Source organism: Brevundimonas sp. (assembly GCF_036399195.1).
In the GTDB taxonomy this organism is placed as follows: Bacteria; Pseudomonadota; Alphaproteobacteria; order Caulobacterales; family Caulobacteraceae; genus Brevundimonas.
Map to the genome: position 1 here is coordinate 1 of NZ_DASWNO010000165.1, position 11,494 is coordinate 11,494.

The following is an 11,494-nucleotide window of genomic DNA, read 5'->3' on the forward strand; positions in this document are numbered from 1 at the left end:
AAGGTGTCGACGTCCTGATTGGGAATATTGATGCCGCGCAGAACCCGGCCGACGTCCGGCATGGTGAAGCCCTGGGCGAAGGAGGCGTAGGCCAGCAGGCCGGGGCCCATCTCGAAGGCGGCGCCGACGTTGAACAGGGTCTCCTCAAAGCCCGGCTCGCCGCCCGCCACCGTCTGCGGGCCGTAGGCGAACAGGGTCTGGAAGTCGTCAACCTTAAGCTTCGCCGATTCATGACGCACCCCGGCGGACAGGCTCAGCCGGTCGGCCAGCAGCGACTGGTTCACCTGCAGGAAGGGCGACAGGCTCTCATAGGCGGTTTCCGGCACCCAGTTGCGCCCGGTCAGGATGAGTTCCTGATAGGTCCGGTCACGCAGCCCGTCGACGCCGACCAAGGCCTTCAGCCCCGGCAGGCCGGGAATCCCGCCCTGCCAGTCGATCTTGAAGCCCAGTTTTTCGGAGTTGTTCGCCGACTGGTCGAACAGCGTCCCGACGGGGGCGATGCCGGGGTCCTGAAAGTCCGGGAAGCTGCCGCCGCCGAAGACGCCCTGATAGTCGTGGGCGAAGACCTGGGCCTGGAACACGCCGCCGAACAGGTCGCGGTCGGTGTAGGTCAGCGCCGCGGAGGCGACCTCGTTGGACGGCTGACGGCCCGGGGCCTGACCCCGCACGGCCGTCGTGGGCACGCGCATCGTGCGACTGCCCGCCACGGTGACATAGTCGCCGTCGCCTTCGAGGTCGAAGCGGTTGATCCAGCCTTCGAGGCGCCGGTCGTTCCCCAGGTCCCATCCGCCGCGGGCGAACAGCGACAGGGCCTGCGAGTCCTGGACCTCGCCCTGGGCCCCGTCGAAGCCGATGCGGCGTCCGTCGGCGTCGTAATAGGCGCCGCGGGTCTCAAAGGCCGCCCCGAGGCTCAGGTCGAACGACCCGAAATCCCGCCCGCCGATGGCGGCGATCTTGGCCCCGACCCCGTCGCCCTGCAGTTCGTCGTCGGTGGTGACCTGGGCCATCATCCGACCCGTCAGCCCCTCGCCCTCGGACGGCTTGCGGGCGGTGACGTAGTTGACCACCCCGCCGGTGGCGCCGACGCCCTGGATGGCGTTGGAGCCGAAGATCACCTCGATACGGTCGATGAAGAAGGGATCGATGGTGTAGCCGTCGCGGCTGTCATCCCGCAGCGGCGTCGACTGGGGCACGCCGTCCACGAGGTACAGCGGCGAGCGTCCGCGCAGCGTCTCCCCGAAGCCGGAGAGCTTCTGCCGCGTCGGCGAGAACGAGGGCACCAAGGCCGCGACCGTCTCGACGGCCGAGGCGGCGAGGGCCGTCTGCTGCACGATGGCCTCGCCCTCGATGATCTCGACCGTGGCCGCGAGGGCCGAGCGCGGCTGTTCGATGCGGGAGGCGGTGACGACCACTTCCTCGAGGGCCGTGGGATCAGGGTCCTGCGCGATCGCTGGGGTCGCGGCGGCGATCGCCAGCAGGGAGGCTGTCACGAGAAGGCGAGGGGGCACGGCGTTTCCGGACGAAGCGAGACGGGAGGGCTTCCTCCATCACGGCGCTGCTTGCGAGTCAATCGCATTCGCATTCTCAAACGGCTTGCGACGCTGGGCCGCGGGTCGGCCGTCGGCCCGGCGGGCCGGGCTATTGCACCCGCTTAGGCCGGCCGCCGGCCGCTTGGGCGGTCGGAACGTCAGCGAACCTCGCGCGCCCGCATCCACAGGACGGGCGCCGTCATCGCTATCAGCACGAGGTTGGTCACCGCCGGGCCGACGTCCTGACCGAAGGCGTGCAGCCCGAGCATCACGGCCTCCAGCGCCAGCAAACCGGAGGCGGCCATCACCAGCAGCGGCCGGCCGTGTTTCCACGACGCCAGCGGGGCCAGCACCAGGACGGCGAGCACGATCTCGGCGACACCGAGGCCGCGCACCATGCTTTCCGAAACCAGCGCGGGCCAGCGCATCAGGTCGATCAGATTGGCCATCGGCTCGCTCAGCTTGGCGTAGCCGGCGGCGATGAAGAACATCGCCAGCCACCCCTGGAGCGTCCAGAGGGTCAGGTTGCGATAGCTGGCGTTCAGCCGCGAACGCGCGGGAGAGAAGGTCCGAGAAGTCATTTGTCCGACGCCGGGGAGGCGCTCTTGTTATTTGCAACAGTCACGATGTCGGATCGTGCGGTCCTGTCCGCAAGGGGCGAAGCGTGACTGTAACCATCCGTGACCGCCTTCTGCGCGCGATCGGCGGCGGAAGCGTGGCCGTAACCATAATTCTTCGTAATCCTCGACCGCGTCAGCCCGTGTCGGCCTGCCCCTGGGCCAAGGCCTCGCGCAGGTCGTCCAGGCGCCCGAGCTTCGCCTGCAGCGGGCCCCAGTCGTCGTGGGCGTCAATCGCGGCCCAGATCGCCTCGACCTCGTCGATCAGCATCTCTTCGGGCTCGGCCCGGGCGAAGAGCGGCGCCTCCAGCCGCTCGGGCCGATCGGGTTCGTGCTCAAACAGGGCGAAGCGGAAGGCGTCGAAGGTCTCGCCCTGATAATGCTGCCCGCGCGGCCCCCCCAGCGCCCGCGCCGACGAGGCGAAGCCGCCGAACCAGTCGTGGAACAGCGGCTCCCAGCGCAAGGCCTCGCCGCCCTCGCGGAGCAGGGCCAGGGTCGCATCCATCAGCCGCTGATCGGCGGCCTCGCCGAGGCTCAGCACGCCCAGCCGCGACAGGAAGGCCGTCCGCAACTCGCCGATGTAGGCGTCGCCGAAGCCGTTCAGCGCTTCGGTCAGCGGTTCGGCGTCCCCGATCAGCTTCAAGGCGCCGCCCAGCTGGGTCAGGGCCCAGAACACCGCCTCCGGCTGGCGGGCGAAGGCGTACAGGCCCGTATGGTCGAAATAGGCGGCGGTGAAGCCCGGCTCGTAGTGTGGCAGGAACCGCCACGGCCCGTAGTCGAAGCTCTCGCCGGTGACGTTGAGATTGTCGGTGTTCAGCACCCCGTGCACGAAGCCGGCGGCGATCCAGCGGGCCGTCAACCGCGCCGACGCTTGCACCACCGCGCGCAGGAAGCCGGCGGCGTCTCCCCTCTCGACGGCGGGGTGGTAGAGCGACCGGGCATGCTCGACGAGCGCTTCGATCATGTCAGGGCGGCGCAGGTAGGCGGCGCGCTGGAAGGTGCCGAAACGGATATGACTGTGCGACAGTCGGACCAGCACGGCGGACCTGGTGGGGGAGGGCTCGTCGCCTCGCGTCAGCGCCTCGCCGGTCTCGATCAGCGAAAAGGCGCGGCTGGTGGGCACGCCCTGCGCCTCCAGCATGGCCGCCGCCAGCACCTCCCGCACGCCGCCCTTCAGCGTCAGCCGCCCGTCGCCTCCGCGCGACCATGGCGTTTGCCCGGAGCCTTTCGTGCCGAGGTCCAGCAAGCGGCCGGCTTGTGGGGCGCGCTCGCTCCCGACGCGGTCGCTTGCTGCTTGAGCGCGTGTCGAGACCTCCCGCAGCTGCGCCGCCAGAAAGCCGCGGCCGTCTCCGAGGTCGGGGTTGTACGAGCGGAACTGATGGCCGTGATAGCGCATGGCGATCGGACCCGGCTGCCCGGGCAGGGGCTCGAAGCGGCCGAAGTGGGCGACCCATTCCGGGTCCGTCAACGTATCCAGTCCGACGGTGGCCGCGGCCCGGTCGTTGCGCACGCGCAGGGTGGTCTGCGGAAACGGGGCCGCCCGCACCGCATCTCCGTACTCTTCGCCCAGATCGAAGAAGCGGGGCTCGGGTCGGTACGCGGGAGAGACGGGCATCCGGGGCAGATGGGCGCCCCGTCGCCGTCCGCAAGCGTCGCAATTCCAGCGGTCGCGCTTGAACCGCGCGCTCCGGCCCGTATGCTGAGACACAGAGATCAGGCCCGTCGTCGGACGATGCGGGTCAGGCCGGCGCCGCGTGCGAATCTGGTCCGGCGTCCGTCGATAACCTGACGCCAGAACGACCTTTTGATCGGAGGCCGAACATGGCGCGCAAGCTCACACTGCAATTCCTCAAGACCGAGGCGGGCTCGGGGACCGTGCTGGGGCTGGCCGCCATCGCCGCCCTCGTCATGGCCAACTCCCCCTGGTCGGCGAGCTATTTCGGCTGGCTGAAGAGCGAGCACCTGCTTCAGGTCGGGCCGCTCGCGCTCGAGCTGTCGATATCCGAATGGATCAAGGAGGGCCTGATGGCGGTCTTCTTCCTCGTCGTGGGACTCGAGATCAAACACGAGATCATGCGCGGCGAACTGAGCGACCCGCGCAAGCTGGCGACGCCGGTCCTGGCTGCTGTCGGCGGCATGGTGGTTCCGGCGCTCGTCTATCTGGGGTTCTCGACGCTGATGGCCGGCCCGCATGAGGGTTGGCCGATCCCGCTCGCCACCGACATCGCCTTCGCCCTCGCGGTCTTCGCGATGGTGGCGCGCAACCTGCCGTCGTCGTTGAGGGTGTTCCTGCTGACCCTCGCCATCGCCGACGATCTCGGCGCCATCGCGCTGATCGCGGTCCTGTTCTCGGAAGGCGTGTCGTTCGGCCCGTTGCTGTGGGTGGCGGGGCTGTTGGCCGCCGGCGCGATGGCGGCCCGATGGCGAAAGGTCCCCGCGCCCTTCTGGGTTCTTGGCTTCGGTCTGATCTGGTATCTGACGGTTCTGTCCGGACTGTCGACCTCGCTGACGGCGGTCGCTTTCGCCGCCATCGTGCCGATCAAGGAGCGCACCTCGGACGGCCAGAGCCCGTTGCAGGAGGCGATGCACGACCTGCACCCCTATGTCGCCTATCTGGTGCTGCCGCTGTTCGCCTTCGCCAAGGCCGGCGTCAGCTTCGCAGGCATTACGCTCGACCAGTTGTTCGCGCCGCTGGTGCTCGGCATCGCGCTGGGGCTGTTCGTCGGCAAACAGATCGGCGTGTTCGGAGCGGCCGTGCTGGCGTCCGCCATCGGCGTCGGCCGCCGACCAACGGGAGCGACCTGGCTGGAGCTTTACGGCGTCTGCCTGCTGTGCGGCGTCGGCTTCATCATGAGCCTGTTCATCGGCGCCCTGGCGTTCCCGGGCGCGATCGATTCGCCGCAACAGGTCGAGGTCAAGCTGGGCGTCCTCGCCGGATCGGTTCTTTCGGCGGTGGCGGGGGCGGCGATTCTTGGCGTGGCCGCGCGACGGCGCAAGAATATGGCCGAAGACGTGCCGGATACTCTGCCCGACTAGGCGAATATTGACCTAGCGTCATCGGTTTCTGTCGCTTTTGCGTCACAGTCCCGCTTGTCGCGCGGCCGAAATATGGCCCCGGAGAGCCGGGCTCCTTGTCGCTGAGTCCGGCTTGGACTACGCCGGAGGCTGGACTTTCCACGCTCCGCCAGAAGAGCGTGGATCAGGGATCAGGAAACGCCGCGGTCGCCGTCCCGTACGGAGCCCGGCCCATGTCGGGGAGCGACCATGCGCCTTACCAACCTTCTTCGCACAACTGCGTCGGCCGCCGTCGTCGGCGCCTGCGCCTTCGGCTTCGCCGGCGCCGCCGCGGCCCAGACGCCGCAGCAGGAAAGCCCGACCACGATCGACGACATCATCGTCACCGCCCAGAAGCGCGAGCAGAACCTGCAGGACGTGCCGATCGTGGTCACGACCCTGTCCCAGGAGACGCTGCAGGACGCCGGCGTTCGCGACATCAAGGACCTGCAGATCCTGACGCCCGGCATGACGGTGACGTCGACCTCGTCCGAGGCCTCGACCACGGCCCGCATCCGCGGGGTCGGCACGGTCGGCGACAACCCCGGCCTCGAGAGCTCGGTCGGCATCGTCATCGACGGCGTTTATCGCTCGCGTAACTCCGTCGGCTTCGGCGACCTCGGCGAACTGCAGCGCATCGAAGTGCTGAAGGGGCCGCAGGGCACCCTGTTCGGCAAGAACACCTCGGCGGGCGTCATCAACATCATCACCGAGGCGCCGTCGTTCACGCCCGGCTACAACGCCGAACTGACCTTCGGCAACTACGGCCAGATGGGCGTCTCCGGTTCGGTCACCGGTCCCCTGACGGACCAACTGGCCTTCCGGCTCTACGCCGGCCGCCGCGTGCGCGACGGCTTCTACAGCGTGGACACCGGCGACGGCCCGCGCGCCGAGACCACGGACAACAATTCCGACTACGGCACGGTGCGGGGGCAGCTGCTCTGGCTGCCGAACGACAACACCTCGGTCCGCGTAATCGCCGATTATTCGCGCCGCGACGAGTTCTGCTGCACCGGCGTGCAGATCCGCACCGGCCCGACCTATCCGTTCATCGACGCCCTCTCCGTCGGCACCGGCCAGCAGCCGCCGGCCCCGGGCTTCGGCGCGCTGCCGTTCTCGCGTCGCGCCTTCGCCAACCGTTCGACGGCTCAGGAAATCGAGGACCGCGGCATCTCGGTCGAGGCCAACATCGACCTGCCCTCGCTCGGCGGGGCCACCCTCACGTCGGTCACCTCAGCGCGTAAGTGGGACACCTCGAACGGTCAGGACGCCGACTTCACGGGCGCCGACATCGCCTATCGCGTCGAGGACGGCCAGTTCGGCGCCTCGGTCGAGAACCTGACCCAGGAATTCCGCCTCGCCGGTTCCAACGACAGCTTCGACTGGCTGGTCGGCTTCTTCGCCACCAAAGAAGACATCGAGCGGGGCGACACCTTCTATCTGGGCGCGGACTACACGCCGCTGCTGTCCTTCCTGCTGACGGCCAGCTTCAACGCCGCGAACCCGGCGATCCCGGTCAGCCCTGGCATCATCGGCTGCTTCACCCGCCCGGGTCAGACGGCGGCCTTCCTCGGCGCCTGCCTCGGCACCGGTGGAACGCAGCCTGCGGCCAGCCCGGCGGCGGCGACGGGTCCGGTCTTCACCGTCGGTCAGACGTTCAACGACGACTACACGCAAGAATCGACGTCGTTCGCCTTCTTCACCAACAACACCTGGCACGTCACCGACGCCTTGGACCTGACGCTGGGCCTCCGCTACACGATGGACGACAAGTCCCTCGAGGGCCTGCAGACCAACACCAACAACAGCGGCGCGACCTGCAACGCCGCGCTGGCCAACGCCGCCGCCGTGGCCGGCGTGTTCGGCGCCAACGCCCCGAACATTCTCGGCCGCTTCTGCCTGCCGTGGACCAACCCGGCGTTCAACAACCGCGCCATTTCGGAAGAGGTCGACGACGGCGAGCTGTCCGGCACGGTCAAGGCCGCCTATCGCCTGAACCCGTCGGTTCTCGCCTATGTGTCCTACGCCCGCGGCTACAAGAGCTTCGGCTACAACCTCGACCGGGTGCAGAACGGCATCACGCCCGTCGCCTCGCTGTTCTTCCCCTCGGAGACGGTCGACAGCTACGAAGCCGGCGTGAAGATGACGCTGCTGGACCGCACCCTGCTGCTGAACGCCACCTATTACGACCAGACGTTCACGGACTTCCAGCTGAACACCTTCCTCGGCACCTCGTTCGTGGTGGAGACGATCCCGGAACTGACCTCGCGCGGCGTCGACGCCGACATGGTCTGGTTCACGCCGGTCGAAGGCCTCAGCTTCCAGGGCGGCGTCACCTACACGGACGCCAAGTATGGCGAGTTCACCGCCGCGGAGCTGTTCAACCCGGGCAACTTCCCGCAGCTGTCGCTGCTGCCGGGCGCCCGCGCGTCGTTCGCTCCGGAATGGTCGGCCACGGCCTCGGTCAACTTCGACCGCAGCCTGGGCAACAACCTGCGCGCCGGCTTCAGCCTGGCCGCGAAATACATGGGCGAGTACAACACCGGCTCGGACCTGCTGCCCTTCAAGATGCAGGACGCCTTCACCACGGTGAACGGCCGCATCTCGATCGGCACCGAGGACGAACGCTGGACCGCCGAGTTCTGGGTCCAGAACCTGACGGACGAGGAATACACCCAGGTCGCCTACAACGGCTTCCTGCAGGGCGACGCCTTCCCGAACCGCACCACGGCCCAGCCGAACGGGACCTTCTACAACCCGGCGACGGACACCCAGACCTACGACGCCTTCCTGGGCGCCCCGCGCACCTACGGCGCGACCCTCCGCGTCCGCTACTAGGCCCGGCGATCCAACCATCTGAAGACCGGCCGGGGGCGACCCCGGCCGGTTTTTCTTTGGCCTAAGGCCTGAGGGTCCGGCGGCCGGTCAGAGACAAGGGCCGGTTGGCGCGACCGGACAGGACGTGGCGCGTCATGACCGGGCCGAGCGACTTCGAACGACGATCCATCGGGGAGGGGCGGGAAGCCGGCCCGGGCGACCGGGCGTCGCCTGCGGCCTATTCAGCCGGCTGCGGCTCCGCCGCGGATCCGCGTCCCTTGAAGATGCGCCGGGCGAGGCCCAGCAGCCTGCGACGAACGCCGTCGATGATCGAGAACATCACGGGGACGAACAGCAGCGACAGCCCGGTCGAGGTGATCAGACCCCCGATCACGGCGATGGCCATGGGGGAGCGGAACTCGGTGCCCTCGCCGATGGCCGCGGCGATGGGCAGCATCCCCAACCCCATGGCGAAGGTGGTCATGATGATCGGCCGGGCCCGCTTGTGCGCCGCGTCCATCAGGGCGTCCCGTTTGGACATGCCCTGCTTCATGGCGATGATCACATAATCGACCAGCAGGATCGAGTTCTTCGCGGCGATCCCGGTCAGCATGATGATGCCGATCAGCGCCGGCATGGACAGCGACTTCCCGGTCAGCAGCAGGGCCAGGAAGGCGCCGCCGAATGACACGGGCAGGGCCGTCATGATGGTCAGCGGGTGCCAGAAGCTGCTGAACAACAGCACGAGCACGACGTACATCAGCAGGATCCCCGTCACGATGGCGAAGGCGAAGCCCATGCCCAGCTCCTGGAAGCTTTCGGCGTCGCCGGAGACCGCCTGCGTCACGCCCTCGGGAAGTTGCTGGATGGTGGGCAGGGCGGCGACCGCCGTCGTCGCTTCCCCCAGGGTGATGCCGCTCAGCTCCGCCGTGATGTTGGACACCCGCAGCCGGTCATAGCGGTCGATCCGGTTGGGACCGGCCCCGAAGCTGACGTCGGCCACGGCCGCCAGCGGCACGGGCGTGCCGGAAGCCGTCGGGACCTTCAGGCTCTCGATCACCGACAGGTCGCCCCTGGCGTCCTCCCTCAGCATCACCCGGATCGGCACCTGCCGGTCGCCCAGGTTGAACTTCGGCAGCAGTTGGTCGGCGTCGCCCAGAGTGGCCACGCGGGCGACCTGGCTGATGTCGGCGGCCGACACGCCCTGCAGGGCGGCGACGTCGGCCTTGGGCGTGATCAGGATTTCCGGCCGGACCAGCGCGGTCGAGGACTGGACGCCGGACAGGCCGGGCAGGCTGCGCATCTCCCGCTCCACCCGGGCTGAGGTCGCCGCCAGGGCGACGGGATCGTCACTGACGAGGGCCACGGTGGTGCGGCCGCTGCCGCCGCCGTCGACGCCGAACTGGATGCGCGCACCGGGCGTCTGGCGCAGCAAGGGCGCGACCTCGGCCTCGAACTCCTGTTGCGACAGGCCCCGGCTCATCTTGGGCGTCAGGTTGACGGTCAGCTGAGCGCTGCGGACCTCGCCCGCCCCGCCCCCGCCGCCGGGCCCGAAGCTGGTCGTGGCGGAGCCGACGGAGGAATAGACCGAGCGGACCTCGTCGCGCTCCATCAGGATGTCGGTGACCCGTCGCACGGCCGCGTCCGTCTGCTCGAGCGTCGCGCCGGGCGGCAGCTGGACCGAGATGGTCGATCGGGAGATGTCCTCCACCGGGATGAATTCTCCCGGCAGTCGGCTGGCGAGGATGATCGAGAAGATGAAGAACAGGGTGCCGGCCAGCACCACGGCGAAACGGTGGTCCCAGCTGAGGCGCATCGCCCAGCCGCGGACCCGCGGCTCCAGGCGCCGCCCCCGCACGGGAAGCGTCAGCACCCCGGCGGCGCGTTCGCGGGCGCGCTCGCTCATGGGCGTGCGGCCCAGGCACCAGGCCAGCCACCCGAGGAACGGGCCCATCCAGAACGGCTCCTTGTGCTCCTTGCCCTGGTCGCGCTTGAGCATGTAGGCGCCCATCAGCGGGGTCAGGGTCCGGGCCACGAGCAGCGAGAAGCTGACGCTGACGCAGGTCGCGATGGCGAAGCTCTTGAAGAACTGGCCGACCACGCCCGGCATGAAACCGGTGGGCGCGAACACGGCCACCAGCGTGGCGGTGGTGGCGACCACCGCCAGGCCGATCTCGTCCGCCGCTTCGATGGCCGCCGGATAGGGTTCCTTGCCGTCGCGTATGTGCCGGACGATGTTCTCGATCTCGACGATGGCGTCGTCGACGAGGATGCCGACCGTCAGCGACAGCGCCAGCAGCGTCACCACGTTCAGCGACTGGTTGGTCAGGTCCATGACCCAGAAGGTCGGGATCAGCGACAGCGGCATGGCCACGGCCGAGATGAAGGTCGCCCGCCAGTCGCGCAGGAAGACGAACACCACGATCACCGCCAGACCCGCGCCCAGCAGCAGGGCCTCGACCGAGGCGTGGAAGTTGTTGATCACATCCGATGTCGTCGTCGCGACTTCCTCGATGGTGACGTCCGGGCGCTCGGCGTCGAGAGCGTCGATCGCCTCATTGGCTTGCTCGTAGACATCGACTTCCGACGAGCCGATCGAGCGGACCACGCCGAAGCCGACGACCTCCTGCCCGTTGAAGCGGGCGCGGCCGCGGGGCTCGGACCATTCGTCAGAAATCTCCCCCAGATCGCCCAGCCGGACCGTGCGTCCGGCGACGGGGATCAGGGTTTCGCGCAGCGCCTGAACGGAGGTGGCGGAGCCGACGGTGCGGATGGCCTGCTCGCCCCCGCCGATTTCGCCCCGCCCGCCGGGCAGGTTGATGTTGGACTGGCGCAGCTGGTTCGAAACGGCCCCCGCGGTGACGCCCTGCGCCTCCATTCGGGCGGGATCCAGCTTGATGCGGATTTCGCGGCTGACGCCGCCGTCCCGGTTGATCTGGCTGACGCCGCGCACTGTCAGCAGCCGTTTGGCCACTGTGTTGTCGACGAACCAGCTCAGCTCTTCGGGCGTCATGGCCGGCGCGCGAACGACGTAGCTGGCGATGGGGATGGAGGTGAACTCCACCCGCTGAACGATCGGCTCCTGCACGTCCGCCGGCAGGTTCTGGCGGATGCCGCTGACGGCGTTGCGGACGTCGTTGGTGGCCTTTTCCAGATCGACCCCGAGCTGGAACTCGATCGCGGTGGTCGAAACGCTCTCGTTCACCGTAGAGGTGATGTGCCGGACCCGGCCGAGGCCGGAGACGGAGTCCTCGACCAGACGAGTGACCTGGGTCTCCAGCTCTGTGGGCGCGGCGCCGGACTGAACCACCGTCACCGCGACGACCGGAAGGTCGACGTCGGGGAAGTTGTTGGTCCGCAGGTTGAAGTAGCTCATCGTCCCGGCGATCGTCAGGACGATGAACATCAGGACGATCGGGATGGGGTTCCGGATCGACCAGGACGAGATGTTGTTGAAGTTCATCGCGCGGGCGCTCC

At 68.5% G+C, this 11,494-nt stretch carries 6 protein-coding genes; 2 read left to right on the forward strand and 4 right to left on the reverse strand.

The genetic code is table 11. The features are described from left to right. From VGB60_RS07750 to VGB60_RS07760, 3 genes are all read right to left on the reverse strand, one after another. The coding region (locus tag VGB60_RS07750) for a TonB-dependent receptor (protein WP_331037694.1) at positions 1 to 1,508 on the reverse strand (1,508 nt) is incomplete at its 3' end. Between the two features lie 179 nt (positions 1,509 to 1,687). Further along, positions 1,688 to 2,110, reverse strand: coding sequence for a DoxX family protein (locus tag VGB60_RS07755; protein WP_331037695.1), 423 nt, complete (start codon positions 2,108 to 2,110; stop codon positions 1,688 to 1,690). Positions 2,111 to 2,282: 172 nt separating this feature from the next. After that, positions 2,283 to 3,761, reverse strand: coding sequence for a protein adenylyltransferase SelO family protein (locus VGB60_RS07760; RefSeq protein ID WP_331037696.1), 1,479 nt, complete (start codon positions 3,759 to 3,761; stop codon positions 2,283 to 2,285). A gap of 206 nt (positions 3,762 to 3,967) precedes the next feature. Here VGB60_RS07760 and nhaA point away from each other — a divergent pair, with 206 nt between their 5' ends. Together nhaA and VGB60_RS07770 are read left to right on the forward strand one after the other, a co-directional pair. Beyond that, the gene (gene nhaA, locus VGB60_RS07765; protein ID WP_331037697.1) at positions 3,968 to 5,182 is read left to right on the forward strand and encodes a Na+/H+ antiporter NhaA; all 1,215 of its coding nucleotides are present in this window, start codon (positions 3,968 to 3,970) and stop codon (positions 5,180 to 5,182) included. A gap of 228 nt (positions 5,183 to 5,410) precedes the next feature. Continuing rightward, positions 5,411 to 8,038 (forward strand): TonB-dependent receptor, encoded by a 2,628-nt coding sequence (locus VGB60_RS07770; RefSeq protein ID WP_331037698.1) that lies wholly within the window; start codon positions 5,411 to 5,413, stop codon positions 8,036 to 8,038. Positions 8,039 to 8,255: 217 nt separating this feature from the next. Here VGB60_RS07770 and VGB60_RS07775 read toward each other — a convergent pair whose 3' ends face one another. Then, the gene (locus VGB60_RS07775; RefSeq protein ID WP_331037699.1) at positions 8,256 to 11,480 is read right to left on the reverse strand and encodes an efflux RND transporter permease subunit; all 3,225 of its coding nucleotides are present in this window, start codon (positions 11,478 to 11,480) and stop codon (positions 8,256 to 8,258) included. Positions 11,481 to 11,494 lie beyond the last annotated feature (14 nt).

Coding starts and splice junctions, on each gene's coding strand:
- VGB60_RS07755 (WP_331037695.1), bottom strand. CDS start 2,110: ATGACTTCTCGGACCTTCTCTCCCGCGCGTTCGCGGCTGAACGCCAGC.
- VGB60_RS07760 (WP_331037696.1), bottom strand. CDS start 3,761: ATGCCCGTCTCTCCCGCGTACCGACCCGAGCCCCGCTTCTTCGATCTG.
- nhaA (WP_331037697.1), top strand. CDS start 3,968: ATGGCGCGCAAGCTCACACTGCAATTCCTCAAGACCGAGGCGGGCTCG.
- VGB60_RS07770 (WP_331037698.1), top strand. CDS start 5,411: ATGCGCCTTACCAACCTTCTTCGCACAACTGCGTCGGCCGCCGTCGTC.
- VGB60_RS07775 (WP_331037699.1), bottom strand. CDS start 11,480: ATGAACTTCAACAACATCTCGTCCTGGTCGATCCGGAACCCCATCCCG.